This window comes from Methylobacterium sp. C33D (genome assembly GCF_053345825.1).
This window is the reverse complement of sequence record NZ_JBKFAV010000025.1, coordinates 1-24,412: the sequence shown is the minus strand read 5'-3', so window position 1 is coordinate 24,412 and position 24,412 is coordinate 1. Positions and strand designations below refer to the sequence as shown.

Genomic DNA, 24,412 nt, shown 5'->3' with positions numbered 1-24,412 from the left:
CCCGGCTGGCGGAGGACACGCCCATGACGTCTCACGACAGGACGACCCGCGAGGTGGACGCGGTCGACGCGATCCCGCCCCTTCCCAAGCTCCTCGCCTACGGCATGCAGCACGTGCTCGTGATGAGCGCCGGGGCGGTAGCGCCGCCGCTCATCCTCGGCGCGGCGATGAACCTGCCGACCGAGACGGTCGCCTACCTGATCAACTGCGACCTGCTGGTGACGGGCATCGCGATCCTGATCCAGTCCCTCGGCCTGGGGATGTTCGGCATCCGCCTGCCGGTCATCATGGGCGTCAGCTTCGCGGCGGTCGGCCCGATGGTGGCGATGGCGCAGGACCCGACGATCGGCCTGCCGGGCATCTTCGGCGCGACCATCGGGGCGGGTCTGTTCGGCCTGCTGCTCCGGCCGTTCTTCTCCAGGCTCGCGAGCTTCTTCCCGCCGCTGGTCACCGGCACGGTCATCCTGATCATCGGCGTCACGCTGCTGCCGGTCGGGATCAACTGGGCGGGCGGCGGCTTCGGGGCCCCCGATTTCGGCGCCCCGGTCCATCTCGGCGTCGCGGCCTTCGTGCTGGCGGTGATCCTGGTGGTCAGCCGCTTCGCCACCGGCTTCGTCGCCAACGTCGCCGTGCTGATCGGCCTCGTCGCGGGCCTGTGCCTCGCCTGGCCGCTCGGCCTGTTCCGTCTCGACGGGCTGGCCGAGCGCCCGCTCATCGCCCTCGTCACGCCGTTCCACTTCGGCTGGCCGACCTTCCACCTGACGGCCGTGGCGGCGATGTGCATCGTCATGATGGTCACGCTGGTCGAGTCGACCGGCATGTTCCTGGCGGTGGGCGACATCGTCGGGCGCCCGGTGGACAGGCGGACCCTGACCCGCGGCCTGATGGCGGACTCCCTCTCGACGCTGATCGCGGGCTGCCTCAACACCTTCCCGCACACCTCGTTCTCCCAGAACGTCGGCCTCGTGAACATGACGCGGGTGCGCAGCCGCTACGTCACGGTCGCGGCGGGCTTCATCATCCTGGGCGTCAGCCTCCTGCCCAAGGTCGCCTTCGCGGTGGCGTCGATCCCGCCGGCCGTGCTCGGCGGCGCCGGCATCGTGATCTTCGGCATGGTCGCGGCGGCGGGCCTCAAGATCGTGGAGGGCGCCGATCTCGGGGATCGCCGCAACCAGATCGTGGTCGCGGTCAGCATCGGCCTGAGCCTGATCCCGATGGCGGCGCCGAAGCTCTTCGCCGCCACGGCGCCGGACTGGGCCGGGCCGATCCTGCACAGCGGGATCACCCTCGGCGCCATCGGGGCGATCGTCCTCAACCTGCTGCTGAACTCGGACCGTCTCGGCGCCGGGGCCGAGCACCGCGTCGCTGACGCGGAGCCCGCCTTCCCGCACGCGGCCGCCCTCGACCGGGCCTGAGGGGACACGCCATGAGGAAAGACGCCGTGTCGGCCGAGACCATGAAGGCGCTCTCGCGGCGCCACTTCCTGAAGGCCGGCGCGGCGGCGGGCGTCGCCGTGAAGGTCTCCTTCCTGGCGCCCCCGGCCCGGGCGCAGCTCGCCGAGACCGGCCCGTCCGCCGGCTTCCCCTGGGCCGCGCCGGGCCGGCCCCGCTACCGCCTCGACGCCGTCGCCAAGGTCACGGGCGCCAAGACCTTCTCCCGCGACTACCGGGCCCGCGACCTCGCCGGCTGGCCCGACGGCCAAGCCCACGCCTTCCTCGTCGCCGCGACCCGCGCCGACCGCCGCTTCACCGGCCTCGACCTGTCGCGGCTCCCGGCCGCCCTGCAGCCGGACCGGATCGTCCGGCACGAGGATCTGGTGGCGGACGGGGTCTCGGTCCCGCACGCCGACTTCTTCGGCGACTGGTTCCTCGTGCCGCAGGGCGAGACGCCGCGCCTGCTCGGGCAGCCGGTGGCGATCCTGATCTACGCCGACTTCCCGCGCTTCGCCGCGGCCAAGCGCGCCCTGCGCTTCGCCGACGACGTCGTGCGGTACGGCGCCGAGACCGGTCCCAGGCCGCCGGCCCATTACGGCGCCTCGCGCTGGGTGCGGATCGAGGGCGACGCGCCGGACGCGCCCGACCGGTTCTCGCCGTTCGAGCAGTCCCCGATCTTCGCCGGCTTCTCCGGCGACGAGCCCGCGTGGCCGAAGGCCGGCGACGACGGCCCCTTCGCCCGGGGCATGGCGGCGGCGGCCGCCATCGCCGCCGAGATCGACGGCGCCGGCGCGGACGCCCTGGTGATGCGGCGGACCTACCGGTCGCAGTCGACGGACGCCTCGGCCATGGAGGCCGACAACGGCAACGTCTGGTACGATCCGGCCACCGGCACGCTGCGCCTGATGATGGCGACGCAGTCGCCCTACGACGTGGCCGAGGCCGCCGCCGCGCTGGTCTCGAAGTCCCGGTTCCCGCTCAGGGAGGTCGACCTCAAGGTCGGCTACACGGTCGGGTACGGGACGAAGGACCACCACATCTTCCCGTTCCTCTGCGTCGTGGCCGCGCTCTACGCGGGCGGCCGGCCGGTGCGCCTCGCCAACGACCGGTTCGAGCAGTTCCAGAACGGGCTGAAGCGCCACGCCTTCCGCATGGACAACGTCCTGCTGGTGGACCGGGCCAGCGGCCGGTTCCGGGCCATGACCGGGCGCTTCGCCTGCGACGGCGGCGGGCGCCCCAACTACTCCGTCGCGGTCTCCTTCGTCGGCGCCACCGCGGCGCAGTCGATCTACTACCTGCCGAAGAGCGACTTCCAGGCGATCGCCCTGGCCTCGCGGGCCGTGGAGGCCGGATCGACCCGGGGCTTCGGCACGCTCCAGACCATGTCGGCCACCGAGATGATGGTCGACGAGGCGGCGGCGCTCCTGGACATCGACGCGATCGAGCTGCGCCTGCGCAACGTGCTCCGCTCGGGCCAGCGCAACAGCCAGGGCGCGGTCCCGGCCGGGGCGCTGCGCAACGCGGAGATCCTGACGAAGGCCGCCGCGCACCCGCTCTGGCGGGATCGGGCGGCGCGCAAGGCCGCCTACGAGGCCGCCCACCCCGGCCGCCGCTACGGCGTCGGCTTCGCGCAGGTGCACAAGGATTACGGCACGGGCGCCGAGGCGGCGGTCGCGTCTCTGGAGCTCGACCCGCGGGGCCGCCTGAGCCTGCGCCACGTCGCCCACGAGATGGGCCCGGGCGTCACCACCTCGCAGGCGGTCATGGTGGCCGAGATCCTCGGCCGGGTGCCTTCGGAGACCGCGTTCGGCGTGGTGCGCTGGCCCGAGATGCCCCTCGAGACCTCCGACCAGCCCTACACGATGCCCCAGGCAGAGGAGGACCGCCGGGCGCAGAACCCCCGCTGGACGCCGCGCTTCACCTCGCCGATGAGCGCGACCAACTCGGCCTACTACCTCGGCCACGCCACCCGGACGGCCGCGCGGTTCCTCGTCGACCACGCCGTCTGGCCCGCCGCCCGCGCGCTCTGGGCGCGGGGCGGCGGCGGCGGGGCGCTGGCCTCCTACCACGTGGTCGCCCGCGACGAGCTGCGGCTGGTGGACGGCCGGGTGCTCGGTGGCGGTCTGCCGCCGCTGTCCCTGGAGGAGGTGGCCGCCGAGGCGCACCGGCTCGGGCTGCCGGTGGGCGTGACCCTCCACACCTTCAACCGCTGGCAATGGGCCGAGGCCGAGTTCGACCTGCCCGGGACGGGCCGGACGCGCCTGCCGATCGACGCCCTGTCGGTGCGCTACGGCGCCGGGGCCCCGCCCGAGCGCCGCGCCCTGATGGCGGATGCGGGCTGGTACTTCGTGCCCCGGGCGGCGGTCTCCTACCCGCCGACCCAGCGCAACAATGTCGGCACGACCTACTACGCGCCGATGGCCACCCTGGCGGAGGTCGCGGTCGACACCGCCAGCGGCGACGTGACGATCCTGTCCCACCACTCGATCCTCGAGTGCGGCCGCCAGATCGTGCCCGAGCTGGTCTCCGGCCAGGTGCAGGGCGGCCTCGCCATGGGGATCGGCCACGCCCTCAAGGAGGTGCTGCCCCTCTACGAGGACGGCCCCGGCGACGGCACGTGGAACTGGAACCGCTACGAGCTGCCCCGCGCCCGCGACGTGGCCCCGTGGAACCAGACGGTGGAGATCCTGCCGCCGCTCTCCGAGACCGATCCGCCCAAGGGCATCGCCGAGGTCGTGATGATCGCCGTCGTCCCGGCGCTGGCCAACGCCGTCGCGCACGCGATCGGCCACCGCTTCCACGAACTCCCCATCCGGCCCGAGCGCATCCGCGAGGCACTGGCATGAGCGCCGCCATCGAGATCAAGGACCTCTCGCTCCGCGTGAACGGCGCGGCCGTCGGTCCGATCCCCGTCCCCGTCGGCACGAGCCTGCTCGACGTCCTGCACGAGTGGCTGGGCCTCACCGGCAGCCGCATGGGTTGCGGGCAGGGCATCTGCCACGCCTGCACGGTGATGCTGGAGGAGGCGGCCGGCCCGCGGGAGATGCGCGCCTGCATCACCGGCGCCCACTGGTTCGAGGGGCGGAGCATCCGCACCGTCGAGGGCCATGCCCGCACCGCGCCGGACGGCACCGTCGTGCTCTCGCCGGTCCAGCAGGCCTTCATCGAGAACTTCGCGTTCCAGTGCGGCTACTGCACGCCGGGCTTCGTCACCGGGGCGAGCGTGCTGATCGAGCGCCTGCGCCGCGAGCCGATCCGCCGCGACGAGGTCGAGCGGGTCGTCACCGAGGCGCTCGACCGCCACATCTGCCGCTGCACCGGCTACGTCCGCTACCATCAGGCGGTGCGCGACCTCGTGCTGGCGACCCCCGGTCTGGTGACCGCGTGAGGCGCGCCGTGCGGATCCCGTCCCTCTCCACCCCCGCCCGGCGCGTCGGCGCCGGGCTCGCGGCCGCGGCCCTCGCGGTGGCCGTCTCGGCGGCCGGCCTCGTCGCCTCCGGCGCCCTGGAGCGCAGCGTCGTCGGCCGCGACGTCGAGACCCCGCTGAGCGCGGAGGCCCTGCGCGGCCTCGCCCCCCGCGGCGCCAAGGTCGCCGCCGCGGCCGACTGCTTCGCCTGCCACACGGCCCGGGGCGGCGCCCCCTGGGCGGGGGGACTGCCCCTGGAGACGCCCTTCGGCACGATCCACGCCACCAACATCTCGCCGAGCCCGCAGGGCATCGGCGGCTGGAGCCGCGCCGACTTCCACCGGGCCCTGCGCGACGGGATCGCGCCGGGCGGCCGCCACCTCTACCCGGCGATGCCCTACACGTCGTATCGCGGCCTGACGCCGGAGGATGTCGACGCCCTCTACGCCTACCTGATGACCCGCGCGCCGGTGGCGGTCGAGAACAGGGCCAACACCCTCGCCTTCCCGTTCGACCAGCGCTGGACCCTGGCGGCCTGGAACCTCCTGAGCCTGCCGGCCACGGTCGCCGCGCCCGATCCGGGCCGCTCCCCCCTGTGGAACCGGGGCCGCTACGTCGCCGACGCCCTCGGCCATTGCGGCGAGTGCCACACGCCGCGCACCGTGATCCAGGCCATGCGCCCGGACGCCGTCTATCGCGGCGCCGCGATCGAGGGCGTCGAGGCGCCCGACATCACGCCGACGGGCCTCGCGCGGATGGGCTTCACCCCGCACGGCCTGCGCGACTTCATGCGCACGGGCCTCTCGGCCCAGGGCGGCGCGACGCACCAGATGTTCGACGTCGTGCATTTCTCGACGCAGCACATGGACGCGGCCGACCTCACGGCCCTCTCCGCCTACCTGTTCGACCGCGACGCCCTGCCGGCCGAGCCCGAGACGCCGGTCGCCGCCACCCCCGCGGCGATCCCCGCGGCGGTCGCGGCCCGGGGACGGGCCAGCTACGCCGGCCTCTGCGCCGGCTGCCACGGCGGGGCGGGGGAGGGGATCCCCCACGTCTCGGTGCCCCTGCGGAGCAACGCCGCGATGCGGGTCGCGGGCGCGGGCGGCCTCCTGCGGGCGATCCTGGTCGGGCTCCCGGCGCAGCGCTTCCCGGGCAACGAGCGGATGGAGGCCATGCCGCCCTTCGCCGCCCTGATCGACGACGCGGCGCTCGCCGACCTCGCGACCTGGATGCGGGCCGAGTGGGGCGGGCAGGGTCGGGCGGTCACGCCGGACGAGGTCGCGCGCCAGCGCGCGGGTTTGCGGGCCGACGCTTCGCACTGAAGGCGGCCGGGAGGAGGGGGTGGACATGATAATGGCTTGTCGGATCGCGGCCGCGCTGCTGCCGCTCGGGATGACTTGCGCGGCGGGGGCGCAGGACCTCGGGACGGCCTCCTCGGCGCCGGTGGCGCCCGAGGCCACGACGGTGGTGGAGGACGGCCCGTTCTTCCTCTTCGCCGACACCCAGATCAGCTACCGCTACCAGTTCCCCGCCGTCTCGCCCGGAATCCAGATCCAGCGCCCCGACGGCAGCTTCGTCTCCCGCGCGGCGCCCAAGCACATCCTGAACATCTCCCACGCCGATGCCTGGGCCTACGGGACGAACTTCTTCTCCCTCGACATCCTCAAGTCCGGGTCCCAGTTCCCGGCCGGCACCACCAACGCGCCGGGCTCCGTCGCCGCCCCGTTCTTCGCCGATTACGGCAACACCGAAGCCTACGGGCTATATCGCGGCACGCTGAGCCTCAACGCGCTCACGGGCACGAAGGCCTTCACCGTTCCCGGCCTCGTCAAGGAGGTGTCGCTCGCCTTCGGCTTCGACGCCAACGCCCAGAACGACGCCTTCGGCTCGAAGAAGCGCGACATCGTCGGCGGCCTGAACTTCGCCTTCGACGTGCCGGCGGGCTTTCTCAACCTGTCCGTGCAAGCCTACAAGGAGTGGAACCGGAACGGGTTCAATCTCCAGCCGGACCGCGACCAGAGCTTCGACACGGTCCCGGAATTCGAGCTGGTCTACAACTTTCCCCTGACCTTCACGGGGCTGCCGCTCAGCCTCGTCGGCTTCAACAACATCGTGCTGCCGAAGGGGCGGGGCGTGAGCAACCCGGCCGCCTACGCCTTCAACCCGCCCCGCGGGCTCGAAGTCCTGTCGCGCACCAACCTCGTGCTCGATCTCGGCAAACTCGTCTACGATCGGCCCAACCGGGTCGATGTCTTCGTCGGGTTCCAGTACTGGCACAACAAGTTCGGGAACGTCGAGACCGCGACCTTCAAGGGCACCGAGGAGAAGAGCGTCCTCGCCGGCGTCGCGTTCCACGTCTTCTGATGCCGTTTCGGTCGATCAGATCGGTTCCGCCGTCTCTGCGAGCCGGCTGCACCGACCGAAGCGTCGCGCCGCGCGGGGGATGATCGGGTCGGACGCCGGGTTCACATTGTCGGGACAGTCCGTTGACAGTTCCGAACCGCTCCTGACGATCCCCGCCCATGATTTCCCTGGAAAGCATCCGCATCTTCCTGCGCTCGGCGGAGACGGGGAGCTTCTCGGCCGCCGGCCGCTCGCTGCGGCTGTCCCCGTCGGTGGTGAGCTACCGGATCCAGACCCTGGAGGAGCATCTCGGCTGCCTGCTGCTGACCCGGACGACGCGGCGCATGAGCCTCACGGAGGCCGGCCGGATCTTCTACGACCGCTGCCTCGACATCACCGCGGCGGTCGAGCAGGCGGAGAAGAGCGTCGAGACCGCGGGCGCGGTGCCCCGCGGGGTGCTGAAGGTGACGGCCCCGCTCGGTCTCGGCCGCCGGGTCGTCGCGCCGCTCGTGCCGCGCTTCCGCGCCCGCCACGGCGAGACCGATGTCCGCCTGCGCCTGTCGGAGCACCTCCTCGACCTCGTGCAGGAGGCGGTCGACGTCGCGGTCCGCCTGTCGCAGATGCGCGATTCCACCTTCACCCTGCGCAAGGTCGCGGAGATCGAGCGGGTCCTGTGCGCGGCACCGGCCTACCTGGCCGAGCACCCCGCGCCCGCCGAGCCGGCGGACCTGCTGCAGCACGATTGCCTGCTGCTGCGCTATCCCGGCGCCGAGCAGTTCCGCTGGACCCTGGTCGACGGCCAGGAGACCGTGACCCTGCCGGTCACGGGGCACATCGACGCCGACGACGGCGACACGCTCACCGCCTGGGCGCTGGCCGGCGAGGGCATCGTCCTGAAGCCGCTGTTCGAGGTCGCGGCGCATCTCGCCGAGGGCCGGCTCGTGAAGGTCCTCGAGCACACCCCGCCGACCAGCGTGACGCTCGGCCTGCTCTACCCGTCCCGCAAGATGCTGTCGGCCCGGACCAAGACCTTCGTCGACATGACGCACGAGGCGCTGCGCCAGCACGTGAGCGAGCAGCTCGCCCTGGTCGGCGGCCGGGCCGCCTGACGCCGGCGCGTCAGGCCGCGACGAGGGCCTCCAGGCGCAGGGCGGCGATCCGTCCGACCTGCCGCAGGGCCTCGGCCCGCTCGGTCTCCGGCGGGTTGCCGATCCGCTGCTCCAGGCGGGCGAGGATCGCGTCGCGGTCGAGGCCCCGGACCGCGATGATGAACGGGAAGCCGAAGCGCTCGGCGTAGGCCCGGTTGAGCTCCTGCAGCCGCGCCACCGCGGGGGAGGGGCCGCCCAGCAATCCGCTTCCGGCCTGCTCGCGGCTGGAATGCGCGGTGAGCGCGCCGCGCTGGGCGGCCGGCCCGGCGAGTTCGGGATGGGCCCGCAGCAGGGCGAGCTGGCGGACCCGGTCGGCGCCGGCCACCGTCGCCTCCATCGCCGCGTGCAGGTCCGCGCGCGCCGCGAAGGGCCCGCGGTCGAAGGCCGCCTCGGGGACCCAGGGGGAATGCTCGTAGACCTCGGCGAGGAGGTCCACGAAGGCGTCGCGCGCGAGCGCGTTGAGCGCGGCGATGGTGATCACGGGCCTGTCCTCTCCGGGGTCGGTCCCGCCGCCGAAGCGGCGGCGGGATGGTGGGCCGCCCAGTGCCGGGCGATGTCGATCCGCCGGGTCACCCAGACGTCGGGACGGGCCAGGACGTGGTCGAGGAACCGGGCGAGGGCCGGCAGGCGGGCGGGACGTCCGACGAGGCGGCAATGCAGCCCGATCGACAGCATCTTCGGAGCGCTCGCCCCCTCCTCGTAGAGGCAGTCGAAGGCGTCGCGCAGGTGCGCGAAGAACTGCTCGCCCGACGGGAAGCCGCCGGGGATCGAGAAGCGCATGTCGTTGGTGTCGAGGGTGTAGGGCACCACGAGGTGGTCCCGGCCGGCGACGCGGACCCAGTAGGGCAGGTCGTCGGCGTAGCTGTCCGAATCGTAGAGGAAGCCGCCCTGCTCGACCACGAGCCGCCGCGTGTTCGGGCTGTCGCGGCCGGTGTACCAGCCGAGCGGCGTCTCGCCGGTCAGGCTCCGGATCGTCTCGACCGCGCGGGCGAGGTGGTCCCGCTCGATCGCCTCCGGGACGTCCTGGTAGGGCAGCCAGCGCCAGCCGTGACCGGCGATCTCGTGGCCGTCGCGGAGAAAGGCCTCCACGGCGGCCGGGTTGCGGGCGAGCGCCTGCGCGACGCCGAAGACCGTGAGAGGCACGCCGCGCTCGCGGAACAGGCGCAGGATCCGCCAGACGCCCGCGCGCGCGCCGTACTCGTAGAGGCTCTCCATGCTCATGTGCCGCGCGGGGAAGGGCGTGGCCCCGGCGATCTCGGAGAGGAAGATCTCGGCGTGGGGGTCGCCGTCGAGGACGGAGCGCTCGCCGCCCTCCTCGTAGTTCAGCACGAACTGGACGGCGACGCGGGCACCGCCGGGCCAGCGGACGGCGGGCGGCGCCGCGCCGTAGCCGACGAAGTCGCGCGGGGGGCCGTCTGTATCCGGTGCGGTCACGGGCGGGATCCTGCGTTGGCGCGGAAGCGGGGGCCGACGGTTATCGCGCGGCGAGCCAGCGGGCGAGCGCCGCGCGCTCCTCGGGCTGCATGTCGGTGATGTTGTTCGGCGGCATCGCGTGGGTCAGGACGGCCTGCAGGCGGATGGCCGGCGCGAAGCGCGCCACGTGCTCGGGGCTGTCGAGGAGCACGCCCTTGGGCGGGCTCGTCAGGTCCGGCCACAGGGGCTCGGCGGCGTGGCACATGGCGCAGCGCGTCCCGACCACGGCCATCACGGCATCGTCGGCCGCGGGGCCCTCGAGGGCGCCCGTCCCGGCCGCCGCGAGGCTGATCGCCGGGGCCGGGGCCGAGGCCGGGGCCGCCTCGGCGGCGGCCGAGAGGCCGATCCGCTCGCGGGCGCCCGGCGACGAGGCGACGCTGATCGCCACCGCCGCCGCCACGCAGGCCGTCGCGACGCCCCAGGTCCACCAGCGGTCGCCCCCACCGGCGTTGCGCACGTTGAAGTAGTGCCGGACCACGCCGCCCGCGATCACCACGAGGCCGACGATGCTCCAGCTGTAGGGTGAGGACCACGCCATCGGGTAGTGGCCGGACAGCATGAAGAACAGCACCGGCAGCGTCAGGTAGTTGTTGTGGGACGAGCGGTTCTTCGCCTGCTTGCCCCAGGCGGGGTTCGGGACCCGGCCCGCGACCAGCTCGGCGATCGCCTTGCGCTGGTTGGGCATGATGACGAAGAAGACGTTGCCGGTCATCCAGGTCGCGATCACCGCGCCGGTGTGCAGCATCGCGGCGCGGCCGGAGAAGACCTGCTGGAAGCCGTACGCGAAGGCGACGACCGTGAGGAACACGGCGGCCGCGAGCAGCGGCGGCCGGTTGGCCAGGGGCGAGCGGTTGAGCCCGTCATAGATCAGCCAGCCGAGGGCGAGGGCGCCGAGGCCGATGGCCGCCCCGGTCATCGGCGTGATCGCGCGGACCGCCGGATCGATCAGGTAGAGGTCGGCCTGACCGTAATAGACCCAGCACAGCAGCGAGAAGCCCGACAGCCAGGTCGCGTAGGATTGCCATTTGTGCCAGATCAGGTGCTCCGGCATGCGGTCGGGCGCGACGAGATACTTGCGCACCTGGTAGAAGCCGCCGCCGTGCACCTCCCAGGCCTCGCCGCCCTTGCCGGTCGGGATTGCCGGACTGGCGCGCAAGCTGGCGTCGAGATGCATGAAGTAGAACGACGCGCCGATCCAGGCGATCGCGGCGACGACGTGGGTCCATCGAATGAGGAACCCGCCCCACTCGTGCAGGATCGGATACATGGGACGGATCCTCCGCGATCTGTCGGGGGCCGGGTTCGGCCTCGATCGCGGCTCGTGGTTCGGCCCGAGCCGCTGCCCCGGGTGTGCCCGGAACCGGGGCCGGCCGCGACCCGCCCCGTCACCAAGGACCTTCAAAATCGTTCGGAAGGTGCCGGGCGCTTTCCGGGTTGTCCGAGCCCCTGCCGCGTGCTCCTCTTCCCCGTCTCCTTCAGCCCGACGGACCTTCGCCCGCAGCGGGCGGCAGGCGCGGGCCTCTCCGTCCGGGAGGACGCCGATGGGCCATCTTTCGACACACGTCCTCGACACGGCCGCGGGCAAGCCGGCGGCCGGGGTCACGGTCGAGCTCCGGCGCCTCGCCGGGGACGGCACCGGGGACGGTCCCGGGGAGACCGTCGCGTCGGCCACGACCAACGGCGACGGGCGGACCGACGGCCCGCTGCTCGCGGGCGACGCCCTGACGCCAGGGACCTACGAACTCGTCTTCGCCGTCGGCGCCTATTTCGCCGGGACCGGCGCCGGCGCCGAGCGACCGTTCCTCGACCGCGTGCCGGTGCGCTTCTGCGTCTCGGACCCGGACGCCAAGTACCACGTCCCGCTGCTCATCACCCCGTGGAGCTACGCCACCTATCGCGGGAGCTGACACGGGATCGGCCGGCATCGGCCCAGGCGGAGCCTGCCGGAGCGCCGGACCTCAGCCTTCCGGCCGCGCTCCGGCGGCGCGACCGGCCGCCTCCCGGGGCGAATGGCCGAACAGCGCCTTGTAGGCCCGGCTGAACGCCGCCTCCGACTCGTACCCGACGCGCAGACCGATCTCGCCGACGCGCCCGTCGCCCGCCGCGAGCATGTCCCGGGCGAGGTTCAGGCGCCACTCGTTCTGGTAGCGCAGGGGTGAGCGACCGACGAGCGCGTTGAACCGCTCGCAGAAGCTCGATCGCGACATGCCGGCGACGTCCGACAGAGTCTCCACGCTCCAGCGCTGCAGGGGCTTCTCGTGCATGACCTTGAGGGCGCGGGCGATGCGGGGATCGGCCAGGCCGGCGAGCCACCCGGACGTCCGGCCGAGATGAACCCAGGTCCGCAGCGTGCGTATCACCGCGAGGTCGATGATGCGCGAGATCATCAGGGCCGCGCCGGGCTCGGCGTCGGTCGTCTCGACGAGCAGGAAATGCACGAGGCCGTCGAGCCACCCGGCGCCTTCCGCGCGCCGGATGCAGATGTGCCGCGGCAGGAGGGCGATCATGCTGCGGAGACTGTAGGGATCGAACCGGAACCGGCAGACGACGACCTCCGCGTCCTCGACGGCGACCAATCGCCCGGCGCCCAGGCCGTGGGGCAGGAACAGCAGGTCGCCGGCGCCGACCGCGAGCGGCTCGCCGTCGCCGTCGAGACGGAGGGCGCCCGCGACCACCACGAGGACGTGACCTGCGCCGACATCCAGATCCAGGCATCCGCCCGGTGCGACCGGCCGGGTCTCGACGCGGTCCCCGGTGAGGCGGATCTGGGCGAGCACGTGTGACAGCAGATCGCCGGTGGCCGCGCCGCGCGGTCCGCCCTCCGGAAGATCGGTCAAGTTTTCCAGCGTTTCCGACATGGCCGGCCCCGGCTCCCGATCCTAAACGTGGACCCGTTGAAGCGCGTATCCACTCGGCGCATCCGGATCTACGAAGCTATTAATCGGCATCTATCGTGTCCATCTGCCTTGTTCACGAATAGATCTAGCCCGTCGAGCCGCGCTCAGTACACGAAGGAGCCGACGATGAGAACCGACCCGCAGCGCGATCGCGGTCCTGCCTTGCCCTGGCTGAGCGCCTACTACTGCGTGCGGGCCGGCGTCGCCGCCGCCTGGGTGGGCGCCGCGCTCGCCTTCGGCCGAGGCACGCCGGCGGTCGCCGCGACGCTCCTGGTCGCCTACCCAGCCTGGGACGCGCTGGCCAACCTGGCCGACGCGCGGCGCAACGGCGGCCTCGCGGACAATCCCAGCCAGGCCCTCAACGCGGCGATCAGCGCGGCGACCGCGATCGCGGTCGCGGTCGCGCTCGGACGGGGCCCGAACGCGGTGCTCGCGGTGTTCGGCGCCTGGGCCATCCTCTCGGGCCTGTTCCAGCTCCTCACTGGCGCGCGCCGCTGGAGCGCCGGCGCTCAGTGGGCCATGGTCCTGAGCGGCGCGCAATCGGCGCTCGCCGGCGGCTTCTTCGTCAGGCAGGCGGCCGGCGCCGCGGTCCCCGGGATCGCGGATGTCGCGCCCTACGCGGCGTTCGGCGCCTTCTACTTCCTCGTCTCCGCGGTCTGGCTGACGGTCACGCGCATGCGGGGCGCGTCGCGGGCGCGCGCCGCCTAGGCGGTGCGACCGGGCGGATCCGGCCTCGATCATCGGCCCGGCCCGTCGGGGCACCGCGCCGAGGGACGGCGGTCGGACTGCCGTCGCACCCGCGAGAGCCCTCGGACATCCGCACCGTCATCCCCTCCGACCGCCGTCGGACCAGCAGAGGCCATGTTCCATGGGCGAGCGACCGAGCGCGAACCCGCGCAGGAGTCCGATCGAGGCCTACCTGCACGTCCTGCACGCGCTGATCCTGCGCGACATGCGCACCCGCTTCGGCGCGTCGATGTGGGGCTACGGGGTCGTCGTCCTCTGGCCGTGCGTCCACGTCTTCGCGCTGATCACGATCTACACGGTTCAGAAGCTCGCCGCGCCGCTCGGCGACGACAGGGCCTTGTTCTTCGCGACGGGCGCCGTTCCCGTGCTCGTGTTCCAGTACATCTCGCGCGAGGTCATGAAGTCGGTGATCACCAACCGGCCCCTGACCTACTACCCGCAGGTCAGGCTGTTCGATCTGGTGTTCTCCCGGGTGCTCGTCGAGATCGTGACCGGCTTCCTGGCGCTGCTGGTCGTGAGCGCCGTGCTGGTCGCGCTCGGCACGAACCCGATCCCGGCGGACCCTCTGACGGCGGTGTGCGGCTATCTCGCCGCGATCACGCTCGGGATCGGGATCGGCACGATCAACGTCGCGATCATCGGCTTCTTCCCCGGTTGGCTGATCGGCTACGCCCTGTTCAGCATCGTCCTGTACGTCTCCAGCGGCGTCCTCTTCCTGCCGAGCTACCTGCCGGAGAGGTTGTACTACTGGGCCAAGTTCAATCCGGCCCTGCAGGTGGCGGAATGGATGCGGTCGGCCTACTACCCGGCCGCCGGTCTTCGCGTCGACCATCTCTACGTGGTCATGTTCGGCCTGACAGCGGCGAGTGTCGGCCTGTGCCTCGTCGTGCGCGGCGGCGGCCGGCTGCAGGGCTGAGCGGGGAACGCTCGCCGGAGCGCCCGTCCTCGAGCGTCGCGCGGCCCCGACGATGCCGGCCCGACCCGCGGGCACCGCGGCGCCCGGACCGTCGACGGACTCGGTCTTGCTAGGCGCTCCCGAGAACGGATCCGAGCGGGGGGAAGAGCGGCTGACATGCGCGTCATTCATCGCATCCTGGGCAGCCGGCAGGACGCCGAGATGGCGCATCGCCTGCACCATCTCGCGCATCACGGGGCGGTGGACGTGCTCGTCGTGTCGAGCACAGACGTCGCCCGGCGGCGGATCCGCGCGACCACCCAGTCCGGCGAGGAGGTCGCCCTGGCCCTGCCGCGGGACGAGCCGCTCTTCGACGGGGCCGTGCTGGCGCTGGAGGCGGACCGCGCCCTCGTCGCCCGGGTCGGCACCGAGCGCTGGCTCCGCCTCGTCCCGGACAGCCGGGCCGCCGCCCTCGAACTCGGCTACCACGCCGGCAACCTCCACTGGCGGGTACGCTTCGCCGACGGGGCGCTCCTCGTGGCCCTGGACGGGCCGGCCGACGACTACCTCGTCCGCCTCGGCGCCCTCGTCACCGACCGGCAGGTGACCCACACGATCCTCGACGAGGCGGCGCCGTGCTGAGCCGGCTCCTGTCCTTCCAGCAGGCCGACGCCGCGTTCCCGAGCGGCAGCTTCGCCTTCTCCAACGGGATCGAGGGCCTCGTCGCGGGCGACCCGGCCTTCGACACGGAGAGCCTGACGCGGACGCTCACGGCCCTCGTGCGCTTCCGCTGGGCGGAGAGCGACCGCGTTGCCCTGATCCTCGCCCACCGCGCCGGCCCCGATCCGGTCCGGCTCGGCCGCATCGACGCCGCCGTGGAGGCGGCCACGCTCGTCGAGGCGATGCGCACCGGGAGCCGGCGCAACGGCGCCTCCCTGCTGACCACGCACGCGCGGCTCGCGACACCCGGTGCCGAGGATATCCGCGCCGCCATCCGGTCCGGGCTCATGCTGGGGCACCTCGCCACGGTGCAGGGCGCCCTGTGGCGCGCTCTGGACCTGTCGGAGCCGGAGGCGGCGGCCATCGCCGGCTACCAGCTCGTCTCCGGCCTGGTCTCGGCCACGGTCCGGCTCGGTCAGGTCGGCGCCATCCAGGGCCAGCAGGCCCTCCGGGCGGTGCTGCCGCTCGTCGCGGAGATCGCCGAGCGGCCGGTGGCGGACGACCCCGACGGCGCGATCGTGCTCACGGGCTTCACGCCGCTGATCGAGGTCGCCGCGATGCGGCACGCGCGCGCCGACCTGCGCCTGTTCGCCAATTAGGGAGCGCGCGATGCTGCTCACGCCCACCGAGCTCGAACGTCTCACGATCTTCACCGCGGCCGAGCTCGCCCGCAAGCGCCGGGCCCGCGGCCTCAGGCTCAACCACCCGGAGGCGGTGGCCCTCATCACCGACGAGATCCTGGAGGGCGCGCGCGACGGGCGCAGCGTCGCCGACCTCATCGGCTGGGGCTCCACGATCCTGTCGACCGAGGACGTGATGCCGGGCATCGCCGCGATGCTGCCGATCCTGCAGGTCGAGGGCGTCTTCCCGGACGGGACCAAGCTCGTCACGGTCCACGAGCCGATCCGCGCCCGCGCGGGCGCCCCCGCCGACACCCTCGAGCCCGGCGCGATCCTGCCGGCCGACGGCGCGATCGAGCTCGCCGCGGGCCGCCCGCGGGTCACCCTCGACGTCGTCAACACCGGCGACCGCCCGGTCCAGATCGGCTCGCACTACCACTTCTTCGAGGTGAACCGGGCGCTCGACTTCGACCGGGCGGCGGCCCTGGGACACCGCCTCGACATCCCGGCCGGGACGGCGGTCCGCTTCGAGCCGGGCCAGCGCAAGACCGTGACGCTGGTCGGCTTCGGCGGCGCCCGGGAGCTGACCGGGCTCAACGACCTGACGCAGGGAACCCTGCCCGACGACGCGGCGCGGGCGGCGGCCCTCGCCCGCGCCAAGGCCCGCGGCTTCAAGGGCGCCTGAGGAGAGTGCCATGGTGACGATCCCGCGCCGCGACTACGCCGCCCTCTACGGGCCGACCACCGGGGACGGGGTGCGGCTCGCCGACACCTCCCTGGTGGCGGTCGTCGAGCACGACCACGCCGTCTACGGGGACGAGTGCCTGCACGGCGGCGGCAAGACCCTGCGCGACGGGATCGGGATGGCGCCCGGGGTGACCGCCGCGCAGGGGGCGCTCGACTTCCTCCTCTGCAACGTCGTGGTGATCGACCCCGTCCTCGGCATCCAGAAGGGCGATCTCGGCATCAAGGACGGGCGGATCGTGGCGCTCGGCAAGGCCGGCAACCCGGCGATCATGGACGGCGTCGACCCGCGCCTGATCGTGTCGGCCGGGACGACGGTGCGCGACTGCGAGGGCCTGATCGCGACGCCCGGGGCCATCGACGTGCACGTGCACTTCGATTCCGCCGGCCTGCCGGACCACGCGATCGCGTCCGGCGTCACCACCCTGCTCGGCGGCTCGCTCGGGCCGATCACGGTCGGCATCGATTCCGGCGGCCCGTTCAACACCGGCCGGATGCTCCAGGCCGCCGAGGCCTGGCCGGTCAATTTCGGCTTCCTCGGGCGCGGCAACACCCACCGGCCGGCTGCCCTGAAGGAGCAGCTCGAGACCGGCGTCCTCGGCCTCAAGATCCACGAGGACTGGGGCGCGATGCCGGCCGCGATCGACGCCTGCCTGGGCTTCGCCGACGAATACGACTTCCAGGTCCAGCTCCACACCGACACGCTGAACGAGTCGGGCTTCGTGGAGGACACGCTGGCGGCGATCGGCGGCCGCACCATCCACATGTACCACACGGAGGGGGCCGGGGGCGGTCACGCGCCGGACATCATCCGGGTCGCCGGGCTGCCGCACTGCCTGCCGTCGTCGACGAACCCGACCAACCCCTACACGGTCAACACCTTCGACGAGCACCTCGACATGACGATGGTGTGCCACCACCTCAACCCGGCCCTGCCGGAGGACGTGGCCTTCGCGGAGAGCCGCATCCGCGCCCAGACCATCGCGGCCGAGGACGTGCTCCACGATATCGGGGCCATCGCGATGCTCGGCTCCGACAGCCAGGGCATGGGCCGGATCCACGAGGTCATCTGCCGGACCTGGCAGCTCGCCTCGAAGATGAAGGACCAGCGCGGGCCGCTTCCCGAGGAGAGGCCGGGCTTCGGCGACAATGCCCGGATCAAGCGCTACATCGCCAAGTACACGATCAACGCGGCGCGCACCTTCGGCATTCAGGACCATATCGGCTCGCTGGAGCCCGGCAAGATGGCCGACATCGTGATCTGGCGGCCGGCCTTCTTCGGGATCAAGCCGGAGCTCGTGATCAAGGGCGGCTTCATCGCCTGGGGCGCGATGGGCGATTCCGCCGCCTCGCTGATGACCTGCGAGCCGGTGCTGATGCGCCCGCAATGGGGCGCCTTCGGGCGCGCCAAGCAGGCGCTCTCGGCCTGCTTCGTCCACCCCCTGGCGATCGAGGCCGATCTCGGCGGCCGGCTCGGCCTGCGCAAGGCGCTCCTGCCCGCCCGCGGGACCCGCACGCTGACGAAGGCCGACATGCTCTGGAACGACGCCTGCCCGGAGATCCGCGTCGACCCGCAGACCTTCGACGTCTTCGTCGACGGCGTGCTCGCCACCTGCGAGCCGGCCCGGACCCTGCCGCTCGCCCAGCGCTACATGCTGCGCTGAGCGGCGCCGAACCCCGTCCCCCCCTCTCACGGCCCAGCTCCGCATGACCGACGTGACTCCCGCGAACGCCGCCCGGATCGGGATCGGCGGCCCGGTCGGATCCGGCAAGACCGCGCTGATCGAGCGGCTGATCCCCGTGCTGCAGGGGCGGGGCGTCGATCTCGCGGTGATCACGAACGATCTCGTCACCAAGGAGGACGCCGAGCGGCTCCGCCGCTCCGGGCTGATCGATCCGAGCCGCGTCGAGGCGGTGGAGGCCGGGGCCTGCCCGCACACGGTGATCCGGGAGGATCCGACCCTCAACATCGCCGCGGGCGACGCGCTGGAGGCGCGCTTCCCGGGCCTGCAGCTGCTCGTCTTCGAATCCGGCGGCGACAACCTCGCCTCGACCTTCTCCCTCGACCTCGTCGACTGGTGGATCTTCGTGATCGACGTGGCCGGCGGCGACGACATCCCGCGCAAGCGCGGCCCGGGCGTGCTGCGCTGCGACCTCCTCGTGATCAACAAGATCGACCTCGCGCCGCATGTCGGCGTCGACCTCGACGGGATGCTGGCGGAGGCCGCGCGGGTCCGGGGCGGCAAGCCGGTCATCGCCACGAACGCCCGCGCGGGCCTCGGCATCGACCGGGTGGCGGACGCCATCGGCCGGGCCGTGCTGTTCACGCCCTAGCCGTGCCCCCCGACATCCAGACCGGCCGCCGCGCGACGGCCCGCCTCGGCTTCGTGCGCGGCGGCGGGACCAGCGTGCTCGCCGATCAGCACGTGCCGTACCCGTTCCACATCACGAAGCCGTTCCGCCTGTATCCGCAGCGGCCGGAGCTGATCACCCTGTACCTGCAATCGGCCTCCGGCGGCCTCTACCGCGGCGACCGTCTCGGCCTCGACATCGCGATGGGCCCGGGCTCGGCGGCGCACGTCACAACCCAGGCCGCGACGGTCGTCCATCGCAGCGCCGACCAGCCGGCCCGCCAGGACACGCGGATCCGCGTCGGCGCGGACGCCTTCCTGCACTGCGTGCCCGACCCCCTGATCCTGTTCCCCGGCGCTGCCCTCTCCGCCTCGACCCGGATCACGCTCGAGCCCGGGGCCCGGGCCGTCGTGTCCGAGAGCATCGCCTGCCACGACCCGGAAGGCCGCGACAGGCCCTTCGAGCTGGTCGAGCTCGCCCTCGGCATCGAGACGGCGGCGGGGGCCGTCCTGGTCCGCGAGCGGGCCCGGATCGCCGGCGCCGCGTTCCAGGATCCGGCCTCGCCGCTCGGCCCGTGGCGGGCCTACGGCGCCCTCGTCATCCTCGGTCCGGCCCCGTCTCTGCCGGATCCCGGGGACGTCCAGGCCGCGGCCGACCGCACCGGCTGTCGGGCCGGGCTCAGCCCGCTGCCGAACGCGGCCGGACTCGGCCTCCGGCTCCTCGCGCCCGACGGCGGGACCCTGGCGGCGGGGCTGGAAGCGGCCGCCGGTTGCGCCTTCGCGGCGCTGACCGGCCTCGCGCCGGCGCGCCGCCGCAAATAGGAGGCCGGCGTCCGGGCACGCCGCCGCCGATATGGGCAGGCTGCCGATGTTTTCATCTTGAGGAAATTTATTTTCTTTGGAAGAAATGTGCTGAAGGAGACGATCCCGTGCGTGACGGCTGATCCGGTGCGGATGGGGCGGCCCACCTTCTCGAACGCTCTGAAGGATTTGCCCGCCATGGCGACAGACGACCCCGCGCACTTCACCCTTCGCCGGCGCCTGCTGCTCGGGCTGGCGGCAGCGCCGCTCGCGGCAGCGCTGCCGCGCGGCGCGGCGGCCGCCGAGGCCGGCGGGCTGGCGGTGACCGACAGCGAGGTGACGGTCGGGATCCTGCACTCGATCACCGGCACGATGGCGATCTCCGAGACCGGGCCGAGCCAGGGCGAGAAGCTCGCGATCCAGCAGATCAACGACGCCGGCGGCGTGCTCGGCCGCAAGATCAAGGTCATCCAGGAGGACGGCGCCTCCGACTGGCCGACCTTCGCCGAGAAGGCCAAGAAGCTGCTGGTCAACGACCACTGCGCCGCCGTGTTCGGCTGCTTCACCTCGGCGTCGCGCAAGGCGGTGCTGCCGGTGTTCGAGCAGTATAACGGCCTCCTGTACTACCCGACCTTCTACGAGGGCCTGGAGCAGTCGAAGAACGTCTTCTACACCGGCCAGGAGGCAACCCAGCAGATCCTCGCCGGCCTCGACTGGGTCCACAAGGAGAAGGGCGGCGACAGCTTCTACTTCATCGGCTCGGACTACATCTGGCCGCGCACCTCCAACAAGATCGCCCGCAGGCACATCGAGACCGTGCTCAAGGGCAAGGTCGTCGGCGAGGAATACTTCCCCCTCGGCCACACGCAGTTCAACTCGGTGATCAACAAGATCAAGCTCACCAAGCCGAAGGTGATCTTCGCCACGATCGTGGGCGGCTCGAACGTGGCGTTCTACAAGCAGCTCAAGGCGGCGGGCATCGACCTGTCGAAGCAGGTGCTGATGACGCTGTCGGTCACCGAGGACGAGGTCGACGGCATCGGCGGCGAGAACATCGCCGGGGCCTACTCGTGCATGAAGTATTTCGAGTCGATCCAGAACGAGAACAACAAGGCCTTCGTGGCCGCGTTCAAGAAGATGTGGGGCGAGAAGACGGTCATCGGCGACGTGACGCAGGCGGCCTATCTCGGGCCGTTCCTGTGGAAGATGGCCTGCGAGAAGGCCGGCTCGTTCGACGTCGACAAGGTGGTGGCGGCCTCGCCGGGGCTGGAGTTCAAGGGCGCGCCCGAGGGCTACGTGAAGATCGACGAGAACCATCACCTCTGGTCGAAGACCCGGGTCGGCCGGGCCAAGACCGACGGCCAGTTCGAGATCGTCTACACCAGCCCCGAGCTGATCAAGCCCGACCCGTTCCCGAAGGGCTACCAGTGAGGCCCGCGGCCGGGTGATCCGGCGAGGGCGGGGAGGCCGGGTCGAACGGCATCCCCGCAGGCCATCGTCCGCCGCACGGGCGACGCGGCTCAGTCCTCGCGCGCGTCCGACGGCGACGAAATCGCGCCGCCGCGATGGGCGATGAGGTCGATCTCGACCAGGGCGTCGTAGGCGAGCCCCGTCGTGCCCACGCAGGTCCGGGCCGGCAGCCGGTCGGGCGGGAAGAAGGACTTGTAGGTGTCGTTGAAGGCGGCGTAGTCGCGCTTGAACTCCGTCAGGAACGCGCGCGCGACGACGACATTCTCGAGGCCCAGGCCGAGGCCGGCCAGGACCGTTCCGAGATTGGCCATCACGTTGCGGGTCTGCGCCTCGATCCCGTCGGGCAGGATTCCGGGCCTGTCCGGAGTGTCGGGCATCTGGCCGGTGACGAAGACGAAACCGTCGACCTCGACCGCGTGGCTGAACGGGGCGACCGGCTGCGGCCCTCCGGAGACCATGTGGAACAGCATGGCTGACGAGGCTGAGTGGGGCTGCGGCACCGCGATCTCCCTTCCGACGGGCTCGACCGGCCCGATCTCCGTGATCCAGGTCCGCGACCGTAGGGTGACGATCCGGCCGGGGATAGTGCCGGATTCCGCGGCGGGATCTGAGCCGCCCCGCGCGGATCGGACAGCCTGCGGGGCGGGCGGTGATCCGGCTGATCCGGCCCCTGGAAACGCACGCCGCGGCGTCGCGGGGGCGATCGCGGGCCTCCTGAGAGCCCGACGCGCCGCTCGCGCTAGAGGCCGAGGTTGCGGCCCGGATGCGCGTCGGCGAGCTTGGCCCGGCGGACGTAGCCGCGCATGGTCTTGAGATCCCGGTGACGGGAATGCGCCATGATCTCCTCGTCGCGCGAACCGCGCTTGTACGCCTCGGTGATGAAGCCCGCGCGGAACCCGTGGGCGGAGATGCGCTCCCGCGGTCCGGCGACGAGGCCGGCCTCCGCCGCGCGCTTCTGAACGATGCGACCGACGGAATCGGGATGCAGCCCGTCGTCCATCACGGTGCCGTCCGCGCGGACGGCCCGGAAGACGTGACCGTCGGCCGGGGCCGCCTGCAGCCAGCGCCGGAGCGCGGCGACCGGACAGGATGCGGGGGTCCGGCCAGCGAGAACGCTCACGATCGTGCCCTCGCCGTCCTGATCACCTTTCGAATACGGCAGGAACACGTCGACGGCCCCGTCCCGGAAAGCGAGGTCTTCGAACCGGATCCGCGCGACCTCGGAGCGTCGGAACGCGCCGGCGAAGCTCATCAGGAACAGGGCGCGGTCCCGGAGAGCAGCGACCGTGCCTTCGCAGACTGACACGATTCGAATGGTCTCGGGCACGCCGAGCGCGGCGGCCTGCTTCCGCGGCCGGCCGTAGCGCCGGAACATCCCGCGCAGGGCCGCCCGCACGGCCGGATGGGCCGGGATCCACGGCAATCCCTGGAGTTTGTGGGCCTGACCGATCGTGACGAGCCGACGCTCGATCGTCGCGCGCTTGTGGGTCTCGGCCATGGATGTGAGGTAGCTCGCCACCTGCTCGGGACCCGCGGGCAGGGGCGCGAGGTCGTGGCCGCGGCACCACTGCGTGTAGTGCTGCCAGTCGGCGCGGTAGGCCCGGCGGGAATTCTGCGAGAGCGCCTCATCGGCGAACGCGCGGGCGCGGGCAGCCAGCGTGGCGGGCAGCGTCATACGTCTCTCCCTCGATCCGGCCCGAGCGTGACCCAGCGTCTGATAAGAAAGGGTTATCAGACGCTGGGCGATGCGCGCGGAGCCAATGGCTGCTGCCGCCGGCGGTGAGGACGCCCGCTCATGGCACTGCGGGTCACGACGGGCTGCGCGCTTCCGCCGGATCCCCGGGCAGGAGCACGAGGCGGAGGGCCGGGACGACCAGCAACAGCATCACCGGTCCGACGATCATCCCGCCGACGACCACGGTCGCCAGCGGCGTCTGCACCTGCGAGCCGATGCCGCTCGAGAGGGCCGCCGGGAACAGGCCGATGCAGGCCGAGAGCGCCGTCATCAGCATCGGGCGCATCCGCTGCCCGGCGGCGTGGTACATCGCCTGCCGCACCGGCAGGCCGGCTCGGTGCACCTCGTTGTCGTAGGTCGGCATCAGAATACCGTCCATCACCGACGCGCCGAACAGCGACGCGAAGCCGACGACGTCGCCGGTGTTGAGCCCAGGCGGCCCGCCTTCTCCCGGTCGACGGCAACGGTGAAGCTCGGCCGGCCGAGGACGTGGAAGATCCCGAGATCCTCGACCCCGCGGACCTGGGCCATCTCCGCCCCGATCCGCGCGGCCAAGTCTTCAAGGACCGCGAGGTTGAGTCCGATGATCTCGACCGAGTTCGCGCCCTTCACGCCGGAGATCGCCTCCTCGACGTTGTCCTGGATATACTGCGCGACGTTCAAGGTGATCCCGGGCAGCCCGTTCTCCAGTCGACCCCGTACTTGAACGTCACCCGCCTGGTCGAGGCGGGCTTCCACGTCGACCGGGTGATGCGCAAGATCCAGGTGGCGACCCGCATGCAGGCGACCATCGCCTGCGTCAGGCTCGGCCTGATCGAACCGTGACGCCGCCGAACGCGGCCGCCTAGCGGCAGGGATGTCCGGGGGGACAGGCCGGACGCGGATTGCCGTGGGGCGGCGGCGGTCCCGGACGGGCGGCCGGTGGGGGCGCGGGGTGCGGGGCCGGCTGCGGGCGCGCCATCATCTGCTGCCGCTGGGCCGCCTGCTGCTGGCGAGCGGCCGCCTGCTGGGCGAACTGCGCCTGCAGGGCCTGATGCCGCTGGGCGGCCTGCTGCGCCTGCTGCGCCTGCTGCTGGCGCGCGGCCTGGACCTGCTGTCGGCGCTGTGCCGCCTGGGCCTGAGCGGCGTCACGCCGCGCGAGGGCCTCCTGCCGCTGGCGCGCCATCAGCGCGGCGCCGGGATCGACGGGCGGTCGCGCCGCGGCGCGATCCGGGGCGGGCCCGCGCGGCTGAACGGGGACACCGGATCCGGCGTGGAGGTCCTGGACGCGCGGCGCGCCGGCCGGTCGCGGCGGTTGAGTTTCCCCCGGGCGGAATGCCTGCCGGGACGCGGAGAAGGGCGATGGGGCAGAGGGCAATGCCGCAGCGGGCGCTTGGGCCGCGGGCGGAGCCGCCATCCGCGACGCGCCCGCCGGGAGGGGCCGGCCGCTCGCGCCGGGCAGCGCGTGTCCGGGCGCCGTCTGTCCGGGGGGCGCGGCAAGCGCCGCCTGCGGCGGGGCGGACAGGGGGCCCGACTGAGGCGCGCCCCGTCTCGGTCTCGCCTGGCCACCCGGGCCGGGCAGGGGCATTCCCGGCGGAGGCGCCGCGGCGGCCCGCTGCTGCAGGGCGGCCGGCAGCGCGACCCGCGCGG

General features: G+C 72.6%; 25 protein-coding genes and 1 pseudogene. 18 read left to right on the top strand and 8 right to left on the bottom strand.

Annotated elements, in window-relative coordinates:
* Nucleotides 1-23 precede the first annotated feature (23 nt).
* The 6 genes from ACLBXO_RS19955 to ACLBXO_RS19930 all read left to right on the top strand — a co-directional run bounded on the left by ACLBXO_RS19955 (nucleotide 24) and on the right by ACLBXO_RS19930 (nucleotide 8,291).
* Entirely contained in the window at nucleotides 24-1,415 is a 1,392-nt protein-coding gene (locus ACLBXO_RS19955) for a nucleobase:cation symporter-2 family protein (RefSeq protein ID WP_447686431.1), read from the top strand.
* Nucleotides 1,416-1,426: 11 nt separating this feature from the next.
* Entirely contained in the window at nucleotides 1,427-4,279 is a 2,853-nt protein-coding gene (locus ACLBXO_RS19950; RefSeq protein ID WP_447686430.1) for a xanthine dehydrogenase family protein molybdopterin-binding subunit, read from the top strand.
* A complete protein-coding gene (locus ACLBXO_RS19945) occupies nucleotides 4,276-4,821 on the top strand; it encodes a (2Fe-2S)-binding protein (protein ID WP_012329913.1) in 546 nt (181 codons plus the stop codon). Before ACLBXO_RS19950 ends, ACLBXO_RS19945 begins: the two co-directional genes overlap by 4 nt.
* Nucleotides 4,818-6,161, top strand: coding sequence for a cytochrome c (locus ACLBXO_RS19940; protein ID WP_447686429.1), 1,344 nt, complete (start codon nucleotides 4,818-4,820; stop codon nucleotides 6,159-6,161). The genes ACLBXO_RS19945 and ACLBXO_RS19940 overlap by 4 nt, the downstream gene beginning before the upstream one ends.
* A gap of 25 nt (nucleotides 6,162-6,186) precedes the next feature.
* Nucleotides 6,187-7,203: a hypothetical protein gene (locus ACLBXO_RS19935; RefSeq protein ID WP_331313818.1), complete on the top strand. Its 1,017-nt coding sequence runs from the start codon at nucleotides 6,187-6,189 to the stop codon at nucleotides 7,201-7,203.
* A 158-nt stretch (nucleotides 7,204-7,361) separates the two neighbouring features.
* Nucleotides 7,362-8,291: a LysR family transcriptional regulator gene (locus ACLBXO_RS19930; protein WP_331313819.1), complete on the top strand. Its 930-nt coding sequence runs from the start codon at nucleotides 7,362-7,364 to the stop codon at nucleotides 8,289-8,291.
* A 10-nt stretch (nucleotides 8,292-8,301) separates the two neighbouring features.
* Here the strand turns inward: ACLBXO_RS19930 and uraD are convergent, their stop codons facing one another.
* Genes uraD through ACLBXO_RS19915 form a run of 3 tightly spaced genes read right to left on the bottom strand, consistent with a single transcriptional unit; the run spans nucleotide 8,302 to nucleotide 11,070 of the window.
* Nucleotides 8,302-8,811, bottom strand: a complete 510-nt coding sequence (gene uraD / locus ACLBXO_RS19925; RefSeq protein WP_447686428.1) for a 2-oxo-4-hydroxy-4-carboxy-5-ureidoimidazoline decarboxylase — start codon at nucleotides 8,809-8,811, stop codon at nucleotides 8,302-8,304.
* The gene (puuE, locus tag ACLBXO_RS19920; RefSeq protein ID WP_447686427.1) at nucleotides 8,808-9,764 is read right to left on the bottom strand and encodes an allantoinase PuuE; all 957 of its coding nucleotides are present in this window, start codon (nucleotides 9,762-9,764) and stop codon (nucleotides 8,808-8,810) included. Before puuE ends, uraD begins: the two co-directional genes overlap by 4 nt.
* Nucleotides 9,765-9,804: 40 nt before the next feature.
* On the bottom strand, nucleotides 9,805-11,070 hold the full coding sequence (locus ACLBXO_RS19915) for a urate hydroxylase PuuD (protein WP_447686426.1): 1,266 nt from the start codon (nucleotides 11,068-11,070) through the stop codon (nucleotides 9,805-9,807).
* A 274-nt stretch (nucleotides 11,071-11,344) separates the two neighbouring features.
* Between ACLBXO_RS19915 and uraH the strand changes: the two genes are divergently transcribed.
* On the top strand, nucleotides 11,345-11,710 hold the full coding sequence (uraH, locus tag ACLBXO_RS19910) for a hydroxyisourate hydrolase (RefSeq protein WP_331315960.1): 366 nt from the start codon (nucleotides 11,345-11,347) through the stop codon (nucleotides 11,708-11,710).
* Between the two features lie 51 nt (nucleotides 11,711-11,761).
* On the opposite strand, the gene ACLBXO_RS19905 is transcribed toward uraH, so the two are convergent.
* Nucleotides 11,762-12,661, bottom strand: a complete 900-nt coding sequence (locus ACLBXO_RS19905; protein WP_447686425.1) for an AraC family transcriptional regulator — start codon at nucleotides 12,659-12,661, stop codon at nucleotides 11,762-11,764.
* Between the two features lie 165 nt (nucleotides 12,662-12,826).
* On the opposite strand from ACLBXO_RS19905, the gene ACLBXO_RS19900 reads away from it, so the two are divergent.
* The 9 genes from ACLBXO_RS19900 to urtA all read left to right on the top strand — a co-directional run bounded on the left by ACLBXO_RS19900 (nucleotide 12,827) and on the right by urtA (nucleotide 21,009).
* Entirely contained in the window at nucleotides 12,827-13,408 is a 582-nt protein-coding gene (locus ACLBXO_RS19900) for a DUF308 domain-containing protein (RefSeq protein WP_331315962.1), read from the top strand.
* A 160-nt stretch (nucleotides 13,409-13,568) separates the two neighbouring features.
* A complete protein-coding gene (locus ACLBXO_RS19895; RefSeq protein WP_447686424.1) occupies nucleotides 13,569-14,363 on the top strand; it encodes an ABC transporter permease in 795 nt (264 codons plus the stop codon).
* A gap of 156 nt (nucleotides 14,364-14,519) precedes the next feature.
* A complete protein-coding gene (gene ureE, locus ACLBXO_RS19890; protein ID WP_331315965.1) occupies nucleotides 14,520-14,984 on the top strand; it encodes an urease accessory protein UreE in 465 nt (154 codons plus the stop codon).
* Entirely contained in the window at nucleotides 14,978-15,661 is a 684-nt protein-coding gene (locus ACLBXO_RS19885) for an urease accessory protein UreF (RefSeq protein ID WP_447686423.1), read from the top strand. The genes ureE and ACLBXO_RS19885 overlap by 7 nt, the downstream gene beginning before the upstream one ends.
* Before the next feature lie 10 nt (nucleotides 15,662-15,671).
* Nucleotides 15,672-16,367: an urease subunit beta gene (locus tag ACLBXO_RS19880; RefSeq protein WP_331289182.1), complete on the top strand. Its 696-nt coding sequence runs from the start codon at nucleotides 15,672-15,674 to the stop codon at nucleotides 16,365-16,367.
* Nucleotides 16,368-16,377: 10 nt separating this feature from the next.
* The gene (gene ureC, locus ACLBXO_RS19875; protein ID WP_447686422.1) at nucleotides 16,378-18,090 is read left to right on the top strand and encodes an urease subunit alpha; all 1,713 of its coding nucleotides are present in this window, start codon (nucleotides 16,378-16,380) and stop codon (nucleotides 18,088-18,090) included.
* Between the two features lie 43 nt (nucleotides 18,091-18,133).
* The gene (ureG, locus tag ACLBXO_RS19870; RefSeq protein WP_447686421.1) at nucleotides 18,134-18,760 is read left to right on the top strand and encodes an urease accessory protein UreG; all 627 of its coding nucleotides are present in this window, start codon (nucleotides 18,134-18,136) and stop codon (nucleotides 18,758-18,760) included.
* A 2-nt stretch (nucleotides 18,761-18,762) separates the two neighbouring features.
* A complete protein-coding gene (locus ACLBXO_RS19865; protein ID WP_447686420.1) occupies nucleotides 18,763-19,599 on the top strand; it encodes an urease accessory protein UreD in 837 nt (278 codons plus the stop codon).
* 177 nt (nucleotides 19,600-19,776) lie between these two features.
* Nucleotides 19,777-21,009: an urea ABC transporter substrate-binding protein gene (urtA, locus tag ACLBXO_RS19860; RefSeq protein WP_447686419.1), complete on the top strand. Its 1,233-nt coding sequence runs from the start codon at nucleotides 19,777-19,779 to the stop codon at nucleotides 21,007-21,009.
* Between the two features lie 89 nt (nucleotides 21,010-21,098).
* Here urtA and ACLBXO_RS19855 read toward each other — a convergent pair whose 3' ends face one another.
* The 4 genes from ACLBXO_RS19855 to ACLBXO_RS19840 all read right to left on the bottom strand — a co-directional run bounded on the left by ACLBXO_RS19855 (nucleotide 21,099) and on the right by ACLBXO_RS19840 (nucleotide 23,446).
* On the bottom strand, nucleotides 21,099-21,518 hold the full coding sequence (locus ACLBXO_RS19855; RefSeq protein WP_331315989.1) for a RidA family protein: 420 nt from the start codon (nucleotides 21,516-21,518) through the stop codon (nucleotides 21,099-21,101).
* A 269-nt stretch (nucleotides 21,519-21,787) separates the two neighbouring features.
* Entirely contained in the window at nucleotides 21,788-22,723 is a 936-nt protein-coding gene (locus ACLBXO_RS19850) for a site-specific integrase (protein ID WP_447686418.1), read from the bottom strand.
* 133 nt (nucleotides 22,724-22,856) lie between these two features.
* Nucleotides 22,857-23,162, bottom strand: a complete 306-nt coding sequence (locus ACLBXO_RS19845; protein ID WP_447686417.1) for an efflux RND transporter permease subunit — start codon at nucleotides 23,160-23,162, stop codon at nucleotides 22,857-22,859.
* Nucleotides 23,162-23,446: a hypothetical protein gene (locus ACLBXO_RS19840; protein WP_447686416.1), complete on the bottom strand. Its 285-nt coding sequence runs from the start codon at nucleotides 23,444-23,446 to the stop codon at nucleotides 23,162-23,164. The genes ACLBXO_RS19845 and ACLBXO_RS19840 overlap by 1 nt, the downstream gene beginning before the upstream one ends.
* 39 nt (nucleotides 23,447-23,485) lie before the next feature.
* On the opposite strand from ACLBXO_RS19840, the gene ACLBXO_RS19835 reads away from it, so the two are divergent.
* Both ACLBXO_RS19835 and ACLBXO_RS19830 read left to right on the top strand, forming a co-directional pair.
* Entirely contained in the window at nucleotides 23,486-23,608 is a 123-nt protein-coding gene (locus ACLBXO_RS19835) for a hypothetical protein (RefSeq protein ID WP_447686415.1), read from the top strand.
* A 109-nt stretch (nucleotides 23,609-23,717) separates the two neighbouring features.
* Nucleotides 23,718-24,412, top strand: a pseudogene (locus ACLBXO_RS19830) (hypothetical protein); the annotation flags it as partial.

Coding starts and splice junctions, on each gene's coding strand:
- ACLBXO_RS19850 (WP_447686418.1), bottom strand. CDS start 22,723: ATGACGCTGCCCGCCACGCTGGCTGCCCGCGCCCGCGCGTTCGCCGAT.
- ACLBXO_RS19845 (WP_447686417.1), bottom strand. CDS start 23,162: ATGGACGGTATTCTGATGCCGACCTACGACAACGAGGTGCACCGAGCC.
- urtA (WP_447686419.1), top strand. CDS start 19,777: ATGGCGACAGACGACCCCGCGCACTTCACCCTTCGCCGGCGCCTGCTG.
- ACLBXO_RS19955 (WP_447686431.1), top strand. CDS start 24: ATGACGTCTCACGACAGGACGACCCGCGAGGTGGACGCGGTCGACGCG.
- ACLBXO_RS19930 (WP_331313819.1), top strand. CDS start 7,362: ATGATTTCCCTGGAAAGCATCCGCATCTTCCTGCGCTCGGCGGAGACG.
- ureG (WP_447686421.1), top strand. CDS start 18,134: ATGACCGACGTGACTCCCGCGAACGCCGCCCGGATCGGGATCGGCGGC.
- ureE (WP_331315965.1), top strand. CDS start 14,520: ATGCGCGTCATTCATCGCATCCTGGGCAGCCGGCAGGACGCCGAGATG.
- ACLBXO_RS19900 (WP_331315962.1), top strand. CDS start 12,827: ATGAGAACCGACCCGCAGCGCGATCGCGGTCCTGCCTTGCCCTGGCTG.
- uraH (WP_331315960.1), top strand. CDS start 11,345: ATGGGCCATCTTTCGACACACGTCCTCGACACGGCCGCGGGCAAGCCG.
- ACLBXO_RS19945 (WP_012329913.1), top strand. CDS start 4,276: ATGAGCGCCGCCATCGAGATCAAGGACCTCTCGCTCCGCGTGAACGGC.
- ACLBXO_RS19950 (WP_447686430.1), top strand. CDS start 1,427: ATGAGGAAAGACGCCGTGTCGGCCGAGACCATGAAGGCGCTCTCGCGG.
- ACLBXO_RS19935 (WP_331313818.1), top strand. CDS start 6,187: ATGATAATGGCTTGTCGGATCGCGGCCGCGCTGCTGCCGCTCGGGATG.
- ACLBXO_RS19895 (WP_447686424.1), top strand. CDS start 13,569: ATGGGCGAGCGACCGAGCGCGAACCCGCGCAGGAGTCCGATCGAGGCC.
- ureC (WP_447686422.1), top strand. CDS start 16,378: ATGGTGACGATCCCGCGCCGCGACTACGCCGCCCTCTACGGGCCGACC.
- ACLBXO_RS19855 (WP_331315989.1), bottom strand. CDS start 21,518: ATGCTGTTCCACATGGTCTCCGGAGGGCCGCAGCCGGTCGCCCCGTTC.
- ACLBXO_RS19915 (WP_447686426.1), bottom strand. CDS start 11,070: ATGTATCCGATCCTGCACGAGTGGGGCGGGTTCCTCATTCGATGGACC.
- ACLBXO_RS19905 (WP_447686425.1), bottom strand. CDS start 12,661: ATGTCGGAAACGCTGGAAAACTTGACCGATCTTCCGGAGGGCGGACCG.
- ACLBXO_RS19880 (WP_331289182.1), top strand. CDS start 15,672: ATGCTGCTCACGCCCACCGAGCTCGAACGTCTCACGATCTTCACCGCG.